The sequence below is a fragment of the Spirillospora sp. CA-294931 genome, assembly GCF_050946795.1.
Lineage (GTDB): Bacteria > Actinomycetota > Actinomycetes > Streptosporangiales > Streptosporangiaceae > Spirillospora.
Map to the genome: position 1 here is coordinate 7,560,094 of NZ_CP192006.1, position 17,461 is coordinate 7,577,554.

20 protein-coding genes are annotated in these 17,461 nt (G+C 70.0%); 6 read left to right on the forward strand and 14 right to left on the reverse strand.

Going from position 1 to position 17,461, the window contains the following annotated elements; genetic code table 11:
• Positions 1-48 precede the first annotated feature (48 nt).
• Entirely contained in the window at positions 49-633 is a 585-nt protein-coding gene (locus ACQPY4_RS34205) for a carboxymuconolactone decarboxylase family protein (protein WP_433328119.1), read from the reverse strand.
• Positions 634-642: 9 nt separating this feature from the next.
• On the reverse strand, positions 643-1,611 hold the full coding sequence (locus tag ACQPY4_RS34210) for a DUF1702 family protein (protein WP_433328121.1): 969 nt from the start codon (positions 1,609-1,611) through the stop codon (positions 643-645).
• A 319-nt stretch (positions 1,612-1,930) separates the two neighbouring features.
• Here ACQPY4_RS34210 and ACQPY4_RS34215 point away from each other — a divergent pair, with 319 nt between their 5' ends.
• The 4 genes from ACQPY4_RS34215 to ACQPY4_RS34230 all read left to right on the forward strand — a co-directional run bounded on the left by ACQPY4_RS34215 (position 1,931) and on the right by ACQPY4_RS34230 (position 5,505).
• Positions 1,931-2,326: a YciI family protein gene (locus tag ACQPY4_RS34215; RefSeq protein WP_433328123.1), complete on the forward strand. Its 396-nt coding sequence runs from the start codon at positions 1,931-1,933 to the stop codon at positions 2,324-2,326.
• On the forward strand, positions 2,323-3,570 hold the full coding sequence (locus tag ACQPY4_RS34220) for an RNA polymerase sigma factor (RefSeq protein ID WP_433328125.1): 1,248 nt from the start codon (positions 2,323-2,325) through the stop codon (positions 3,568-3,570). The genes ACQPY4_RS34215 and ACQPY4_RS34220 overlap by 4 nt, the downstream gene beginning before the upstream one ends.
• Before the next feature lie 98 nt (positions 3,571-3,668).
• On the forward strand, positions 3,669-5,162 hold the full coding sequence (locus tag ACQPY4_RS34225) for an aldehyde dehydrogenase family protein (protein ID WP_433328127.1): 1,494 nt from the start codon (positions 3,669-3,671) through the stop codon (positions 5,160-5,162).
• A 79-nt stretch (positions 5,163-5,241) separates the two neighbouring features.
• Positions 5,242-5,505, forward strand: coding sequence for a hypothetical protein (locus tag ACQPY4_RS34230; protein ID WP_433328129.1), 264 nt, complete (start codon positions 5,242-5,244; stop codon positions 5,503-5,505).
• Positions 5,506-5,834: 329 nt separating this feature from the next.
• On the opposite strand, the gene ACQPY4_RS34235 is transcribed toward ACQPY4_RS34230, so the two are convergent.
• A complete protein-coding gene (locus ACQPY4_RS34235) occupies positions 5,835-7,427 on the reverse strand; it encodes a GMC family oxidoreductase (protein WP_433328131.1) in 1,593 nt (530 codons plus the stop codon).
• Between the two features lie 103 nt (positions 7,428-7,530).
• On the opposite strand from ACQPY4_RS34235, the gene ACQPY4_RS34240 reads away from it, so the two are divergent.
• On the forward strand, positions 7,531-8,157 hold the full coding sequence (locus ACQPY4_RS34240) for a cob(I)yrinic acid a,c-diamide adenosyltransferase (RefSeq protein WP_433328133.1): 627 nt from the start codon (positions 7,531-7,533) through the stop codon (positions 8,155-8,157).
• A 105-nt stretch (positions 8,158-8,262) separates the two neighbouring features.
• Entirely contained in the window at positions 8,263-9,087 is an 825-nt protein-coding gene (locus ACQPY4_RS34245) for a DUF4097 family beta strand repeat-containing protein (protein WP_433328135.1), read from the forward strand.
• Positions 9,088-9,106: 19 nt separating this feature from the next.
• Here ACQPY4_RS34245 and ACQPY4_RS34250 read toward each other — a convergent pair whose 3' ends face one another.
• From ACQPY4_RS34250 to ACQPY4_RS34300, 11 genes are all read right to left on the reverse strand, one after another.
• Positions 9,107-9,568: a DUF2550 domain-containing protein gene (locus tag ACQPY4_RS34250; RefSeq protein WP_433328137.1), complete on the reverse strand. Its 462-nt coding sequence runs from the start codon at positions 9,566-9,568 to the stop codon at positions 9,107-9,109.
• A gap of 6 nt (positions 9,569-9,574) precedes the next feature.
• Positions 9,575-9,958 (reverse strand): F0F1 ATP synthase subunit epsilon, encoded by a 384-nt coding sequence (locus ACQPY4_RS34255; protein WP_433328139.1) that lies wholly within the window; start codon positions 9,956-9,958, stop codon positions 9,575-9,577.
• 72 nt (positions 9,959-10,030) lie between these two features.
• The gene (atpD, locus tag ACQPY4_RS34260; protein WP_433328141.1) at positions 10,031-11,461 is read right to left on the reverse strand and encodes a F0F1 ATP synthase subunit beta; all 1,431 of its coding nucleotides are present in this window, start codon (positions 11,459-11,461) and stop codon (positions 10,031-10,033) included.
• Positions 11,462-11,464: 3 nt separating this feature from the next.
• A complete protein-coding gene (locus tag ACQPY4_RS34265) occupies positions 11,465-12,364 on the reverse strand; it encodes a F0F1 ATP synthase subunit gamma (RefSeq protein ID WP_433328143.1) in 900 nt (299 codons plus the stop codon).
• A gap of 5 nt (positions 12,365-12,369) precedes the next feature.
• A complete protein-coding gene (gene atpA / locus ACQPY4_RS34270; protein ID WP_433328145.1) occupies positions 12,370-13,992 on the reverse strand; it encodes a F0F1 ATP synthase subunit alpha in 1,623 nt (540 codons plus the stop codon).
• 30 nt (positions 13,993-14,022) lie between these two features.
• Entirely contained in the window at positions 14,023-14,841 is an 819-nt protein-coding gene (locus tag ACQPY4_RS34275) for a F0F1 ATP synthase subunit delta (RefSeq protein ID WP_433328147.1), read from the reverse strand.
• Entirely contained in the window at positions 14,838-15,395 is a 558-nt protein-coding gene (locus tag ACQPY4_RS34280; RefSeq protein ID WP_433328149.1) for a F0F1 ATP synthase subunit B, read from the reverse strand. The genes ACQPY4_RS34275 and ACQPY4_RS34280 overlap by 4 nt, the downstream gene beginning before the upstream one ends.
• Positions 15,396-15,426: 31 nt before the next feature.
• Positions 15,427-15,663, reverse strand: a complete 237-nt coding sequence (gene atpE / locus ACQPY4_RS34285) for an ATP synthase F0 subunit C (RefSeq protein ID WP_433328151.1) — start codon at positions 15,661-15,663, stop codon at positions 15,427-15,429.
• A 72-nt stretch (positions 15,664-15,735) separates the two neighbouring features.
• Positions 15,736-16,533 (reverse strand): F0F1 ATP synthase subunit A, encoded by a 798-nt coding sequence (atpB, locus tag ACQPY4_RS34290; protein WP_433328153.1) that lies wholly within the window; start codon positions 16,531-16,533, stop codon positions 15,736-15,738.
• 67 nt (positions 16,534-16,600) lie between these two features.
• On the reverse strand, positions 16,601-16,819 hold the full coding sequence (locus ACQPY4_RS34295; protein ID WP_433328155.1) for an AtpZ/AtpI family protein: 219 nt from the start codon (positions 16,817-16,819) through the stop codon (positions 16,601-16,603).
• Between the two features lie 84 nt (positions 16,820-16,903).
• Positions 16,904-17,353, reverse strand: coding sequence for a hypothetical protein (locus tag ACQPY4_RS34300; protein WP_433328157.1), 450 nt, complete (start codon positions 17,351-17,353; stop codon positions 16,904-16,906).
• Positions 17,354-17,461 lie beyond the last annotated feature (108 nt).

The following is a 17,461-nucleotide window of genomic DNA, read 5'->3' on the forward strand; positions in this document are numbered from 1 at the left end:
ATTCCCCGAGCGCGTTCCGCTTCGCTCAGAGCATGGCGGCAATGGGTGCTAGGGGGATTGGGTGCCGAGGCCGAGCGCGTCCACGAGGCGGTTGATGAAGTTGAACAGCGCGGCGCAGAAGACGGCCTCCAGCAATTCGGCGTCGTTCCAGCCCGCCGCGGCGGCGCGGGCCCAGTCGGCATCGGTGATCTTGTACGCCTCGGTGCTCACCTTGGTGACCAGCCGCAGCAGCTCCCGGGTCCGCTCGTCGACGGGCAGCTCGTCCGGTCGTTCGGCGGTCTCGACGGCCTCGGTCAGCTCCTGGCTGCCGCCGAACTGCCGCAGGAACCAGTTGTGGGCGCCGACGCAGTAGCCGCAGCCGTTCACCCGGGACGTCCAGGCCGCGACCAGCTCCTTGGTCTCGCGCGGGAGCGCCCCGCCGCCGAAGACCCCGGTGTAACCGGCGATCACGGGATAGAGGAGGTCGGGCGCCGTCGAGGTGAGCCGGAAGACGTCGGCCACGAAGGGGAGCCCGGTCGCCGCCCGCGCCATCTCGTACAGCTCCGCCGTCCGGCCGGTCGCCTCCGACTCGCCGACGAGGCGGACGCGCACCGCGGGCGGCGGGGCTGGTTCGCTGCTCTGCTGGCTGGTCACGGCCGTCCCTCAGCCTTCCAGGTCGCCGAGCGCGGTCCTGATCCGGCGCCGCCAGATCTCGAAGGCGGGGACCTGGCCATCGGGGGGCAGCTCCACCTGCGCCATCTCGGTCACGGCGGCCGCGTCCCGCGCCGGCGCGCGGCAGATCACCTCGGCGGCGACGGACGTGTGCGGCGTGGCCAGGTCGGGGAGCAGCCGGGCCTTGGCCGCGAAGGCCGTGCCCTGGGCGAGCTCGCCCCGGTATCCGGCGGCGAGCTTCACGAGTTTCTCCAGCTCGTCGGCGTCGACGCCGCCCGCGTAGCCCGCGGCCAGGCCGACGCCGCTCCACAGGTCGGCGCGCCTGGCCGGGGCGAAGCGGCCGACCGTGGCGGCCAGGTGCTCGACGTCGCTTCCGCACACGAACCACAGGGCGCGGCCGACGCCCTGGTCGGCGGCGCGCGCGGCATAGCCGGATGGGTCGGGCCAGGGCGCCTTCACGCGGGGTCGCCGCAGTTCGGTGACGTGCCGCTCGGTGGCGAAGTACGCCTCGTGGAAGCCGTAGCCGTCGAGCGCGAGCCAGCGCAGCAGCGGGTCCCGAGGGACGATCCCGCGCCACAGCGGCCGGGGCAGCCGGGCCATGGCCCAGCCGATCCCGACGTTGGCCATGTAGACGTGAGTGGACGCCGGGCCGTCGATGAAGGCCCGCACCCGGGGGCGGCGCCACGGCGCCATGGCATCGCTCAGGGCGAGGGCCATGCTCGCCCCCTCGTAGGCGAACCCCTGGAACGGCCGTTCGACGGTCTCCAGGAGCCGGTGGGCCTCGGCGATGCCGCCGCTGGAGACCGCGTGGTCGAACCCGGTCAGGAATCTCAGCCCGGCGTGTTCCAGATTCTCGCGGGCCCGAGGATCTCGCTCATGGAATCCGCGTTTCTCGAACGTGACCTCCGAAACGTCGGGCATGAGCAGGCGCTTGCGCAACGTTCCGATCAGGGTCGCCATTCGTCCTCCCGATTGCTCGACCGATGCGACGACACGGGACAGCGCTGATCATTCGGCCGGGCCCCATCGGGAAATCACCCGGCCACGCTCACCCGCTCAGCCTCACCTCTGGGAGTTCGCATGTCATCTTCCAAATTGCCCTCCGCCCGCGAATCGCGGATTGGCGACCGCGAGTAGGCAATCGTGGGCCCTTATTTCTCCGTCCTTGCGCCGGACGGCCGAGCGGGGTCAGGTCCAGGACGACGATCAGCCGGCGGCGGCCGTCTCGACGTCCCGCCGGGTTACAGTCGCGGAGAATCGTGGGACGGGAGAGCCTGCCGTGAAGTACCTGATCATGATCTACAGCAACGCGGAGAACTGGGGACACCCGATCTTCCTGCGCGAGCCCGAGGCCCTGGCGATGACGCGGGACGAGCGCGAGGCGATGTCCGGGGAGTTCGAGGCGCTGCTGAAGGAGATCACCGAGTCCGGCGAGCTCGTCACGGGCGAGGCGCTGGCCGACCCGGTGAACACGCGCGGTGTCCGGGTGCGTGACGGCGTCCCGGCGACCACGGACGGCCCGTTCGGCGAGGCCAAGGAGCAGCTGGCCGGGTACTTCGTGGTCGACTGCGAGAGCCTGGAACGGGCGACTCAGATAGCGGCGCGCTTTCCCGACGCCCGGTTCGCCCCGGTGCTGGTGCGTCCGATCATGGATTTCTCGGGCCAGGAGATGTGAGCGGCGACGCCGAGGAGCTGCTGCGCCGGGTGGCGCCGCAGGTCCTGGCCGCGCTCGCGCGGCACTACGACGACTTCGAGCTGGCCGAGGACGCGGTGCAGGAGGCCCTGCTGGTGGCGGCGACGCGGTGGCCCCGGACGGGTGTGCCGGACGACCCCCGCGCCTGGCTGATCACGGTCGCCTCGCGCCGGATGCTCGACCACCTGCGCTCCGACGCGGCCCGCAGGCGCCGGGAGGCCGCCGTCGCCGTCCGCTCGCTGCCGGGCGACTTCCTGGCGCCCCCGGCCGACACCGCGCCCTCGGGCGACCGGGACGACACCCTGACCCTGCTGTTGCTGTGCTGCCATCCCGCGCTGACGCCGCCGTCCCAGATCGCGCTCACGCTGCGCGCCGTCGGCGGCCTGACCACGGCGCAGATCGCCCGCGCGTTCCTGGTCCCGGAGGCGACCATGGCCCAGCGCGTCAGCCGGGCCAAGCAGCGCATCAAGGCCGACGGGATCCGCTTCACGCTGCCGCCCGAGTCCGAGAGGGCGGCCCGGCTCGGCGCCGTGCTGCACGTGCTCTACCTGATCTTCAACGAGGGGTACACGGCGAGTTCGGGCCCCGATCTCCAGCGCGGTGAGCTCACCGAGGAGGCGATCCGGCTGGCGCGGGAGCTGCACCGGCTGCTGCCGGACGACGGCGAGATCGCCGGGCTGCTGGCGCTGATGCTGCTCACCGACGCGCGCCGCCCGTCCCGCACGCTCGCCGACGGGACGCTCGTCCCCCTGGCCGAGCAGGACCGCACCCGCTGGGACCGCGCCTCGATCGAGGAGGGCGTCGCCCTGGTCACCCGCGCGCTCAAGCGCGCCCGGGTCGGCCCGTACCAGGTCCAGGCGGCCATCGCGGCCGTCCACGCGGAGGCGGACCGGGCGCGGGACACCGACTGGCGGCAGATCCTCGCGCTGTACCGGCTGCTTGACCGCCTGGCGCCGGGCCCGATGGTCACGCTCAACCACGCCGTCGCCGCCGCGATGGCGGACGGGCCCGGCGCCGGGCTCGCGCTGCTCGCGCCGCTGGACGCCGACGACCGCACGGCCAGGCACCACCGCCTGCACGCCGTCCGGGCCCATCTGCTGGAGATGGCGGGCGACCTCGGGGCGGCGCGGGAGGGCTATCTGATGGCCGCCCGGCTGACCACGAGCGTCCCCGAGCAGCGCTACCTCCAGACGCGGGCCGACCGGCTGGGAGACGCCTCCCCCTGACCCGGGATCGCCCGCGACGACGTGACGGGCATAAGGTGGTTTACTAGCCAGTATCATACGCAAGTAGATACTTACTTCAGCCTCCCGGGAGGTCCACCATGTCCGTGGCCACGGAGACGTTCCCCTCGCTGAACCCCGCCACCGGCGAGCCCGTCGCCGAGCATCCAGTTCACGACGAGAAGGCGGTCGCGGAGGCGGTCGGACGCGCCCGCGAGGCCGCCGACTGGTGGGCCGCGCTCGGCTGGCGGGAGCGGCGGCTGCGCCTGCTCAACGTCAAGGGCGCGCTCGCCCGCAACATCAACCGGATGGCCGAGCTGATCCGGCAGGAGACCGGCAAGCCGCTGGCCGACGCCCAGATCGAGGTCGTCCTGGCCATCACCCAGCTCGACTGGGCCGCCCGCAACGCCCAGAAGGTGCTCGGGCCGCGCACGGTCTTCCCGGGCCTGACCGCGCTGAACCACAAGTGCGTGCTGGAGTACCGCCCGCTCGGCGTGGTCGGCGTCATCGGCCCGTGGAACTACCCCATCTTCACCCCGATGGGCTCCATCGCCTACGCGCTGGCGGCGGGCAACACGGTGGTGTTCAAGCCGTCGGAGTTCACCCCGGGTGTCGGCGTCTTCTTCGCCGAACTGGTCGCGGGCGTGGTGCCCGAGCACCAGGTGCTCCAGGTCGTCACCGGGTTCGGCCCGACCGGCGCGGCGCTGGCGTCCTCCCCCGGCGTCGACAAGATCGCCTTCACCGGCTCGTCCCGCACCGCCAAGCGCGTGATGGCCGCCTGCGCGCAGAACCTCACCCCGCTCGTGGCCGAGTGCGGCGGCAAGGACTCCTGCATCGTCGACTCCGACGCCGACCTCGAAGCCGCCGCCGACGCGGCCCTGTGGGGCGCGATGGCCAACGCGGGCCAGACCTGCATCGGCGTCGAGCGCATCTACGTGGTCGAGGACGTCTACGACACCTTCCTCAAGACGATCACCGACCGGGCCCGCGACCTGCGTCCCGGATTCGACCGCGAGGCCGTCTACGGTCCGATCACCATGCCTGGCCAGCTCGACGTCATCGAGGGCCACATCAAGGACGCTCTGGCCAAGGGCGCCACGGCCGTGGTCGGCGGCGCCGAGTCGGTGCGCAGGCCCTATGTGGAGCCGGTCGTCCTCACCGACGTCCCGGACGACTCCACGGCGGTGTGCGAGGAGACCTTCGGCCCGACCATCACCGTCCACAAGGTCAAGGACCTCCAGGAGGCGGTCGAGAAGACCAACCGCGTCGGCTTCAGCCTGGCCGGCACGATCTTCTCCGGCAGCAGGAGCCGGGCGATGGACGCGGCCCGGCAGGTCCGCTCGGGGATGACCTCGATCAACGCCTTCGCCGCCTTCGCGACGGTCGGCGCGCTCCCGTTCGGCGGCGTCGGCGAGTCGGGCTTCGGCCGCATCCACGGCGCAGACGGCCTGCGCGAGTTCACCAGCCCCAAGGCCATCACCCGCCAGCGCTTCGCGCTCCCGATGAACCTCTCCTCGTTCGACCGCACCGACAAGGACATGGCCCGCCTCCTCCAGACCGTCGCCATGCTCCACGCCAAGCGCTACAAGCGCTGACCCCGGGAACCCGTTGGCGGCAATGCGCATCTCATGGGCGGACAGTGGGGCCTTCTGGACGCGACAGGATGAGAGCGCGATGAGCAAGAAGAAAGTCTGGCTAACGCCGTACGTACTGTGGCGCGCGAAGATGTCCGCCTACATATTGTTCGGCCTTGGACTGGTTCTCCTGGTCTCGGGCGCCGTCAACGGCAGCGTGGGGCTGGCGGTAACCGGGCCGATCTTCGCCGGCGTCGCGGGGCTCGCCCTCCTCGGGTTCGCCCGGTTCCTCACGGACATGGCCGAAGGGTGGGCGGACACCGGCGACGAGGCGGGCGAAACCACAGGTCAGCGCGCAGACTGAGCGCGTCCTAAGCCTTGGAGCCGGGGCTAAGACGGGCTAAGCACGGGATATAGGGCGTCGTCCTCATGTGCGGAGGCATGGCTTAGGGCGAACCTTGTACATGTCGGGCCGGGAAGGCCGGCCCGCAAAGACAAGGAGCACACCGTGCACGTCGACATGTCTCGCAGCATCATGAAGGACCGCTCGCGTCGTCTGCGCGACGAGGCCAAGGCCGCCCGCCGGGCCGCCTGGGCTCGGAAGCGGTGACCCGCCTGCCCACGCGGCAGCCGCCCCGCGTTCCCGACTGCCGATCTGGCCCGCGCCCCCGTCAGCTTCCTGACGGGGGCGTCTCATTTCTCCGGGTTCCGCGCGGCGAGCGGGGACCGGCCCAGGATCAGGTCGGACGCCTTCTCGGCGATGGCGATCGTGGGGGCGTTGGTGTTGCCGCGCGGCACGGCCGGCATGACCGAGGCGTCCACGACCCGCAGGCCGTCGACGCCGCGGACGCGCAGCTCGGGGTCGCAGACCGTCCCCTCGCCGCCCATCGCGCACGTGCTGGTGGGGTGGAACAGGGTGGCGCACTCGCGCCGGACGAACTCGGCCAGCGCGGCGTCGTCCCCGGCCTGCTCGCCGGGCTTCCACTCGCCGCCGATCAGCCCCGCCAGCGGACCGGTCGCGGCGATCTCCCGCGCCCGCCGGACGCCCGCGACCAGGATGTCCAGGTCGGCCTTGTCGGCCAGATAGGCCGGGTCGATGAGCGGCTTGGCGTGGGGGCTGGCCGAACGGAGCGTCAGCGCGCCCCTGCTGCCCACCGCGATCGCCGTGACCAGCACGGACATCCCGCGTTCGGCGGACTCGGTCAGGCCCTGGTTGACGAACGGCGTGGCCAGCACGTGGTACTGGAGATCGGGGGCCGGCAGGCCGTCGACCGTCCGGGCGAACCCGCCCGCCTCGGCCACGTTCGAGGCGTAGGGCCCGCGCGCCAGCGCCTGGTAGAGAGCGAAGTTGCGGCCGTTTGCCAGCTCCCAGAGCGCCTTGGTGCGGGGTGTGGCGTACATCGCGTTCACGAACGGATGGTCCTGGAGCCCTTGGCCCACCGGAGAGTCGACGACGACGTCGATCCCGTGCTCGCGCAGGTGCCCGGCGGGTCCGATTCCCGAGAGCATGAGCAGCTGGGGGCTGTTGACCGCTCCCCCGGCGAGCACCACCTCGCCCTCGGCCCGCGCCTCGACGGACTGGCCGCGCAGCTCGTAGCGGACGCCCGCGGCCCGTCCGCCCTCGATCAGCACGCGGGTCGCCAGCGCGTCGGTGACCACCGTCAGGTTCGGGCGATCCATGGCGGGACGCAGGTACGCCACCGCCGTCGACCAGCGCTTCCCGCGCTTGTGCGTCACCTGGTAGAAGCCGACGCCGTCCTGCTCGGCGCCGTTGAAGTCGTTGTTGGCGGGCATGCCGTAAGCCTTGGCCGACTGCACCCAAGCGCGCGCGATCGGATGCTTGTACCGCAGGTCCTCCACCCGAAGCGGACCACCCACTCCGTGGTACGCGGATTCACCGCGCTGCTGGTCCTCGGCCCGCAGGAAGTAGGGCAGGAGGTCGGCGAAGCCCCAGCCGTCGCAGCCGTAGGAGTCGCGCCAGGTGTCGTAGTCGTACCGGTGGCCGCGAATGTAGATCATCGCGTTGGTGGACGAGCTGCCGCCGAGCGTCCGGCCGCGCGGCCAGTAGACCGAGCGACCCCCGGCGTTCTCCTGCGGGGTCGTCGCGTAGTCCCAGTCGTAGGGCCCCTTGATCAGGGCCGCGACGGCGGCCGGAATGTGGATCTCGGGAGCGTCGTCCGGCGGGCCCGCCTCAAGGAGCAGGACCTTGGTCCCCGGGTCCTCGCTGAGCCGAGAGGCGAGCACACAGCCCGCACTGCCCGCCCCCACGATGATGTAGTCGTACACGGCCGCCTCCGGGGTCGTACTCCGTAAGTACCTACAGACCCTACCGAACCCGGTTCTACCTGCAAGGTCTCCGCCCCCGGGGCGGGCGGCTAAGGTGATCGACATGGCGAAGAACAGGGAGACCCCCGTCGTGCTGTCGCGCATCTACACCCGCACCGGAGACGACGGGACGACCGCGCTCGGAGACGCGTCCCGCACCAGCAAGACCGACCCCCGGCTGGCCGCCTACGCCGACGTGGAGGAGGCCAACGCCGCCCTCGGCACCGCGATCGCCCTCGGATCGCTGCCCGAGCCGCTGGTGACGCTGATCACCCGCGTCCAGAACGACCTCTTCGACGTCGGAGCCGACCTGTGCGCCCCGGTCGTCCCCGACCCCGAATTCCCCCCGCTGCGGGTCGACGCGTCCTACATCGACCATCTGGAGGCCGCCTGCGACGAGCACAACGCCGCCCTCCAGCCGCTGCGCAGCTTCATCCTCCCGGGCGGAACCCCCGGCGCGGCCCTGCTGCACGTCGCCCGGACGGTCACCCGCCGCGCCGAGCGCTCGGCCTGGGCCGCGCTCGAAGCACACGGCTCCGCCCCGGACGGGGACGCCGACGCGGCGCCCGGCGGCGTCAACCCGCTGACCGCCAAATACCTCAACCGGCTCTCCGACCTGCTGTTCATCCTGGGCCGCGTCGCCAACGCCGAGCACGGCGACGTCCTGTGGAAGCCCGGCGGCGAGCGCTGACGGTGGGGTTATCCCCACCCCGGACCCCCCAGACCGCCTCCTTTCCCGGCGCTCCGGACGATGTGAGGCTGAGCGCGTGAGTTCCGACCACTGCGGGGAGACGACGTGAAGACGGTGGCAGGCCTGGCGGCGACGGCGGTCGCGGCGACGGCGTTGACGGGGTGCGGCGGGCTGACCTTCGACGCGAGCAAGCGCCACGAGGATCGCTCCTACGACCTCACCGGCTCCTTCACCGCGCTCAAGGTCAGGGGCGACACCGGCGAGATCGAGGTGGTCGGCACCGACTCTCCGGGCATCAAGGTGCGCGAGCGCCTGACCTTCACCAACGACAAGAACAAGCCCCGCACCCAACGCTCCACCGCCGGAGGGGTGGTCGAACTGAGCGCCAAGTGCGGCAACATCGTCATCGGCATCGGTTCCTGCGGGATCTCCTATCGGGTCGAGGTCCCGCGCCGTCTCGCCGTCGACGTGTCGGCCGACAGCGGCGCGATGGAGGTCGCGGGCCTGACCGGCGCCCTGAAACTGAAGACCGACACCGGCTCGATCGTCGCCACCGACGTGCGCACCCGGTCGCTGGACGCCTCGGCCCAGGCGGGCCGCATCTCCGTCAGCGGCCAGGCCGACACCGCCTCGCTGGAGACCGACACCGGCTTCATCGTCGTCGCCGGTCTGCGTGCCAAGAAGCTCACCACCCGCACCGCCGCGGGCGCCGTGAAGCTCCGCCTGCCCGTCCCGCCCGACTCGCTCGACACCCGCACCGACACCGGCTCGGTCTTCGTCGAACTCCCCCGCGGCACCCGATTCGCGCTGGACATGAGCACCGATGTCGGCTCCACCAAGGCCGACCCCGCCCTGCACCAGGACAGCCGCAGCCCCAAAAAGATCAAAGTCCACACCGAGACCGGCTCGATCCACATCGCCGCCCTCTGACAACGGCCAGGGTCGAGGGTCAGTCCTGGTCGGGGATGTCTACGGGGAAGCCGGGGGGCGCGGCCTCCAGCCAGGACAGGAAGCCCGTCAGGGCGGCGGAGCTCATGGCCAGCTCCACGGTGAGGTCGCCGTCGCGGACCTCGATGATCCCGGCCTCGGGGACGAGGCCGCCGGACTCTCCCGGGTCGGGAGCGCGGCGGTTGGATACGACAAGGCCCCGGCGGTGGATCACCTGCCGGGGCCTTCTGCTGAAACCGAAGACGCGGTGCCAGTGCAGCACGTCCCCTTTATAGCGGCCGATGCCCAGACGCCACGCGCCGGGCACGCCGTCCTCGCCGATCAGCCGCAGGCTGCACTCCACGGTGCCGCCGCCGCGGACGAACAGCCAGCGGCGGAACGCGACCGCGACGAACAGCATCGCGGCAAGCAGGACGACGGCGGCGATGATCCCGCCCGCGTCCAGTGCCAGCTGACCGGTCAACGCAGGCTAGTCCTCCGCGCCCGCGGCGCGCAGGCGCGCCCGGGCCCGTCGTGCCGGCGTCCCCTCGCCCGAGGACGAGAGCGCGCTCTGCAGGTCCTCGCGGGCGGCGGACACGTCGATCTCGTCGCCGAGCTCGGCCTGTTCGGCCAGCACGGAGACCTCGTTGTCCGCGATGGAGAAGAAGCCGCTGCCGACCATGGCGGTGATCATCTCGCCGTTGTCGGCGCGCTCGATCTTCACCACGCTGCCGTCGAGGAGGACGCCCAGCACCGGGGCGTGGCCCGGCAGGATGCCGAGCTGGCCCTCGATGGTCTGCGCGACCACCATCTTGGCCTCGCCGGACCAGACCTCACGCTCCGGTGAGACCAGCCCGACCTTCAGGGTTGCCACGTGTCCATCCTCCCAATCGAAACGCTGAGCGTGTCCGGCGGGCCGGGCCGTGGGCCCGGCCCGCCGGGGCGACTACTTCGCCAGCTCCTTGGCGTTGCGCTCGGCGTCCTCGATGCCGCCGCACATGAAGAACGCCTGCTCGGGCAGGTGGTCGTACTTGCCCTCGGCGATCCCCTTGAACGACTCGATGGTCTCGCTCAGCGGAACCGTCACACCGGGCTGGCCGGTGAACTGCTCGGCCACGTACATCGGGTGCGACAGGAAGCGCTCGATGCGCCGCGCCCGGTTGACGGTGACCTTGTCCTCTTCGGAGAGCTCGTCGATACCGAGGATGGCGATGATGTCCTGCAGCTCCTTGTACTTCTGCAGGATGCGGATGACCTCCTGGGCGACGTCGTAGTGCTCGTTGCCCAGGATCTGCCGGTCCATGATCCGCGAGGTCGAGTCGAGCGGGTCCACCGCGGGGTAGATGCCCTTCTCGGAGATGCCTCGCGAGAGCACCGTGGTCGCGTCGAGGTGCGCGAACGTGGTGTGCGGCGCCGGGTCGGTGATGTCGTCCGCGGGGACGTAGATCGCCTGCATCGAGGTGATCGAGTTACCGCGGGTCGAGGTGATCCGCTCCTGGAGCACGCCCATCTCGTCGGCCAGGGTCGGCTGGTAGCCCACCGCGGACGGCATGCGGCCGAGCAGGGTGGAGACCTCCGAGCCGGCCTGGGTGAACCGGAAGATGTTGTCGATGAACAACATCACGTCCTGGTTCTGGACGTCACGGAAGTACTCGGCCATGGTCAGCGCCGACAGCGCCACGCGAAGACGGGTGCCCGGGGGCTCGTCCATCTGGCCGAAGACCAGCGCGGTGTCCTTGAGGACGTCCGCCTCGTCCATCTCGACCCAAAGGTCGTTGCCCTCACGGGTCCGCTCGCCGACGCCCGCGAAGCAGGACGTGCCGCCGAAGTTGCGGGCGACGCGACGGATCATCTCCTGGATGAGGACGGTCTTGCCCACACCCGCGCCGCCGAACAGACCGATCTTGCCGCCCTTGACGTACGGGGACAGCAGGTCGATGACCTTGATGCCGGTCTCCAGCATCTCGGTCCGCGACTCCAGTTGGTCGAACGGCGGGGCCTTGCGGTGGATCCCCCAGCGCTCGTTGATCTCCAGCGACGCGGTGGGGACGTCGAGGGTCTCGCCCAGGGCGTTCCAGACGTGTCCCTTGGTCACGTCGCCGACCGGCACCGAGATCGCGTTTCCGGTGTCGACCACGGGCGCGCCGCGGACCAGGCCGTCGGTCGGCTGCATCGAGATGGCGCGGATCATGTTGTCACCCAGGTGCTGGGCGACCTCGAACGTCAGCGTCTTGGTCTCGCCGCCGAGCGTGACCTCGGCCTTGAGCGCGTTGTAGATCTCCGGAATGTCGTCGGCGGGGAACTCCACGTCGACGACCGGACCGATGACCCGGGCGACGCGCCCGGCCGCGGTCGCAGTCTCTACCTGTGCAGTCATTTCTCACTCCCCGCCAGAATCGGCGAGCGCGTTCGCGCCACCGACAATCTCGCTGATTTCCTGGGTGATCGCGGCCTGCCGCGCCTGGTTCATCTGGCGCGTGTAGACCCCGAGCAGTTCATTGGCATTGTCGGTCGCCGACTTCATGGCCCGCCGGACCGACGCCTGGAAGGACGCGGCCGACTGCAGCAGCATGTGGAAGATGCGGCTCTCGACGTAGTTGGGCAGCAGGAGGTCGAGCGCCGCCTGGGCGGACGGCTCGAAGTCGTAGGCGGGCGGAACCGCCTTGGACTCCTCGCGCTCCTCGATCTCCAGCGGCATCAGCCGCCGGACCTGCACCTGCTGGGTCAGCATCGAGACGAACTCGGTGTAGATCACGTGGATCTCACCGACCCCGCCCTCGGCGTCGGTCTTGAGGAAGTCCTCGGTGAGCCGGCGCCCGATCAGCTCGGCGCTGGCGAAGTCGGGACGCTCGCTGACGCCGTTCCAGGACTCCGCGAACTCCCGCTCACGGAACCTGTACCAGGTGATGCCCTTGTTGCCGATCAGGTACGGGACGGGCTCGCGGCCCTGCTCCCGCAGCCGGCCCATCAGGGCCTCGGCCTCACGGATCACGTTGGCGTTGTAGGCGCCGCAGAACCCTCGGTCGCTGGTGATGATCAGCACCGCGCTGCGGTTGTCCTCCGGCTGCTCGGCGAGCAGCGGGTGGCTGATGCCGACGTGATGGCTGACCAGCGCGGTCAGCGCCGAGGTGATCTGGTCGGCGTACGGCTTGGACGCCGCCACCGCCTGCTGGGCCTTGACGATCCGCGACGTTGCGATCATCTCCTGGGCACGCGTGATCTTCGCGGTCGACTTGACCGACTTGATCTGCTGCCGGAGTTCACGAAGCTGTGCGGCCATGGCCGTCAGTCCTTCTTGACGCGGGTGATCGTCTCCTGCTCGACGCCCTCGACCGTCTCGTCCTCGCCGAGGAGGTCCCCGGCGGTGGTCTCGAAGCCCTTCTTGAACTCGGTGACCGAGTCCTTCAGGGTGGTCAGCGCGTCGTCGGAGAGCTGGCCCGTCTCGCGGATGGAGGTCAGCAGGCCCTCCTGGGTGCGCTCGACGTGCTCCAGGAACTCACGCTCGAACCGGCGGACGTCCTCGACCGGGACGTCGTCCAGCTCGCCGGAGGTACCGGCCCACACCGAGACGACCTGCTTCTCGACCGGGAACGGCGCGCCCTGCGGCTGCTTGAGCAGCTCGGTCAGGCGGGCACCGCGGTCGAGCTGGGCGCGGGAGGCGGCGTCGAGGTCGGACGCGAAGGCCGCGAAGGCCTCCAGGTCACGGAACTGCGACAGCGCCAGACGCAGGGTGCCGGCGACCTTGCGCATCGCCTTGACCTGCGCCGATCCACCGACTCGGGAGACGGAGATACCGACGTTGATCGCCGGCCGGACGCCCTGGTTGAACAGGTCGGTCTCCAGGAAGCACTGGCCGTCGGTGATCGAGATGACGTTCGTGGGGATGTACGCCGAGACGTCGTTGCCCTTGGTCTCGATGATCGGGAGCCCCGTCATCGAGCCGCCGCCCAGGTCGTCGGAGAGCTTCGCGCAGCGCTCCAGCAGACGCGAGTGCAGGTAGAAGACGTCACCCGGGTAGGCCTCACGGCCCGGCGGGCGGCGCAGCAGCAGCGAGACCGCGCGGTAGGCCTCGGCCTGCTTCGACAGGTCGTCGAAGATGATCAGGACGTGCTTGCCCTGGTACATCCAGTGCTGGCCGATCGCGGACCCGGTGTAGGGGGCGATGTACTTGTAGCCGGCCGGCTCGGAGGCGGGGGCCGCGACGATCGTGGTGTACTCCAGCGCGCCGGCCTCTTCGAGGGTGCGGCGGACGTTGGCGATCGTGGAGCCCTTCTGGCCGATCGCGACGTAGACGCAGCGGACCTGCTTGGACTCGTCGCCCGAGAGCCAGGCTTCCTTCTGGTTGATGATGGTGTCGACGCAGACCGTGGTCTTGCCGGTCTGCCGGTCACCGATGATCAGCTGTCGCTGACCCCGGCCGATCGGCGTGATCGCGTCGATGGCCTTGATACCGGTCTGCAGCGGCTCCTTGACGGACTGCCGCTGCACGACCGTGGGGGCCTGCAGTTCGAGCGCGCGGCGCTCGGAAGACTCGATGGCGCCCTTGCCGTCGATGGGGTTGCCCAGCGCGTCGACGACTCGACCGAGAAAGGCGTCGCCGACGGGGGCCGAGAGGACCTCGCCCGTGCGGCGGACCTTCTGGCCCTCCTCGATCTTGCTGAAGTCACCAAGGACAACGGCGCCGATCTCACGCACGTCCAGGTTCAGAGCCAGGCCACGGGTACCGTCCTCGAATTCGAGGAGCTCGTTGGCCATCGCCGAGGGCAGGCCCTCGACGTGGGCGATACCGTCGCCGGAATCGACAACGGTGCCGACCTCTTCGCGCGCGGCGGCCTCAGGCTCGTACGACTGGACGAAGCGCTCCAGCGCGTTCCGGATCTCATCCGGACGGATCGTCAGCTCCGCCATGATTCCTCTCTTGCTCCCTCTGGGGTCAGCTCAACCGGCGAGCCGACGGCGGACCTCGTCCAGCCGTCCGGCGATCGTGCCGTCGATGATCTCGTCCCCGATCTGGATGGACAGACCGCCCACCGTCGCGGGGTCGAGTTCGATGTTCAGGTGTACCTCGTGGCCGTACGCGGCGGCCAGCACGGCGGCGAGCCGCTGCCTCTGGCCCTCGGTCAGCTCCACTGGGGTGCGGACCAGCGCGACCAGCCGCTTGCGCCGCTGGGCGACGAGCTTGCCGAACTCGGCCAGCCCGGCCTCCAGGCTACGGCCTCGCGGCCGCAGCACCAGCTCGGTGATCAGCACCTGGGCGGACGCGGTGACCTTGCCCTCCAGCAGCGCGTCCACCACGCCCAGCTTGCGGTCGATCGGCAGCGCCCGTGAGGTCAGGGCCCGGCGAAGATCCGGCTCGGCCTCCACGACACGGGAGAACCGGAACAGCTCGTCCTCCAGGTCGTCGATGCGTCCGGCGGCCTCGGCGCGGGCGGCCTCGGCGGTGACCGCGAGGGTCTCCACCGCGTCCGACAGCTCCGACGGCTTGGACCAGCGCAGGCGGACCACGTCCGCGACCAGTTCGAGAGCGGCCGCTTCGACCTTGCCCTCAAGCAGCCCCTGGACGAGCCGCGCCTTGTCGGCTCCCTCGCGCGAGGGGTCGGAGACCGCCCGGCGCAGACCGTGCTCACGGTCGATCAGGTTCAGCACCGAGAACAGGTCGCCGCCGAGCCGGTTCAGGTCGGCCGTGGCGATGACCGCCTCGAGCCGATCCCTGGCCTCGGCCAGCGACACCCTGCTCACCGCTCCCGTGATGGTCATGAGGTGATCTGCTCCTGGCTGCGTGCGCGGCCTTCGAGCTCCTCGAGGAACCGGTCGACCACGCGGCTCTGCCGGGCGTCGTCGGTCAGGGACTCGCCCACCACGCGTCCGGCCAGCTCGACCGACATCGCACCGACCTCGCCGCGCAGCGAGGCCAGCGCGGACTGCCGCTCGGCCTCGATCTGGGTCTGGGCGGCCGCCACGATCCGGCGGGCCTCGGCCTGAGCCTCCTCGCGCATCTGGGCGATGATCTGCGCGCCCTCCTCGCGAGCCTGCTCCCGGAGCCGCGACGCCTCGTGCCGCGCCTCCTTCAGCTGGGCCTGGTAGTCCTCGTAGGCCTCCTGGGCCTTGGCCTGGGTTTCCTCGGCGCGCTTGAGCCCGCCCTCGATCGCGTCGGTCCGCTCTTCGAGCGTCTTCTGAATCCGCGGAACGAGGATCTTACCGACGACCAGGACGACGACCGCGAACGAGAAGATCCCGACGACCAGCTCATACGTGTGCGGAATGAGAGGGTTGTTCTTCTCCGCCGCGAGAATCGTAGCTGCTCTGATCATGTCTGCAGCCCTCCGTCAGAGTTGGGTCGCGTCAGTAAATGAACGGCGCGACGAGGCCGATGAGGGCCAGCGCCTCGGTGAGAACGAAGCCCAGCATCATGTTCTGGCGGATGACGCCGGTCAGCTCGGGCTGGCGGGCGATGGCGTTCACGCCCTGACCGAAGATGATGCCCACGCCGATGCCCGGGCCGATGGCGGCGAGACCATAGCCGATGGCGCCAACGTTGCCCTCGACCGCGGCCACGACGGGAAGTGCTTCAGCGAGCATTCGCTCTTTCCTTTTCTGTCGGCCGGTGGCGTTTCTCCACCGGTCTGGGTTGAACGAGGTGAGAAGGGAGACCTAGTGGTCAGCGTGGAGCCCGCTGCCGATGTACATGGCGGCGAGCATCGTGAACAGGAAGGCCTGCAGGAACTGGATGAACATCTCGAAGGCGGTCATGGCGATCGTCATGATCACACCGAGCACGCCCAGTCCCGCACCGAGGGGGGTGGGCTTCTCGAACAGGAACCAGAACCCGACCAGGCTGAAGAACGCCAGGATGATGTGGCCCGCGAACATGTTGGCGAACAGTCGGACCGCGTGGGTGAACGGGGCCAGAACCAGGGTCGAAAGGTACTCGATGGGGACCAGCAGCACGTAGATCGGCTTGGGGAGTCCCTTGGGGATCATGTTGGTGAAGTACTTCACCGGCCCCTGGTTCTTCATGCCCAGGTAGACCTTGAGGAGGTAGATGCTGACCGCCAGCACCGCCGGGAAGGCGATGTGCGAGGCGATCGGGAACTGGATGACCGGGACGACGGCCATGATGTTCCAGGTCCAGATGAGGAAGAACAGCGAGATCAGCAGCGGCATCCAGCGCTCGGCGTCCTTGCCCAGGAAGGGCCGGGCCACCTGCTCGCGCACGAAGACGTAGCCGACTTCACCAAGGTTCTGCATGCCCCGGGGTACCAGCTTGGGCTTGGCGAAGGCGCTCCAGGCGAGTACGCACACGAAGAGCGCACCGACCACGGCGAAGACCACCGGCTTGGTGAGCCACTCGGGGCCGCCGGCGAAGAGCGGAGGGAAATCGAAGAGTTCGGGCCCTGGAGCCTTGAACTCCTCTCCGCCTGAGGAGGCGAGGACCGTCTGCGCGTTCACGCGGCGTTCCCTTCAACGTGGTGATTGAACAAGAGGGCTTGCGTAGCCACGAGCTCGCCGTGCAGGGTCAGTCGCGGCCGTACTTCACATAGACCAGGTAGATGGCGAGTCCGACGCCGATGACCAGACCGATCGGCGTGAACAGGGGCCATCCCGTCCAGCGGCTCAGCAGCCAGCCGAGACCGCCCCAGATTGCCATCCCGGAGAGCAGATACCCGGGGACGGACCAAGCGGCGTCGGCGAAGCTGCCCTGGCCGTCTTCGGGCCGGCGCTCCTCCTCGCTCATCGCGCTCCGGACGATAGCAGGCCACCCCCCCAGTGGTCATATTGGAGTAGTCCATTACGGACATGACTGCCACCGTGAGCGCCATCATGGGCTCCGGCGGCTGGACGCACCGGCCTCATCTGCGGTTTCCCGCGAGTTCTCGGCCGGCTCGTCGATGTAGAGACGGGACTTCATGGTCACGCGGAACTCGGCCGCGATCCAGGTGAGGGCGAGGCCGACGACCGTCCAGCCGAAGACCTTGGTGTTCCACAGCGAGACGCCGTCCAGGGACGAGACCAGCAGCATCACCGCGAGGATCTTCACGGCGTAGCTCGCCAGCGCGGCCAGCATCATGGTCTGCGCGGAGATCTTGGAGGCCCAGCCCACGACGACGGCGCTGAGCGAGAAGAAGACGATCACGACCACCGAGGCCAGGGCCGCGGCGAGGGCTCCCTTGCCGCCGGCCAGGAGCGCACTGAGGACGATGGCGCCCACCCCGACCAGCCCGGTCGGGATCGCGGCGCCGCGGAGAATCCGGGCGTCGGAAGATTGCATGAGGGCTCCGGCTGGTCACGGTCAGTGGTCGGCTCTTGTTCGTGAAAGGTATCACAAGCGTCCAGAACGCCCGCAATTACCCCAGATGTAACGGCTTCGCGTTCTCGC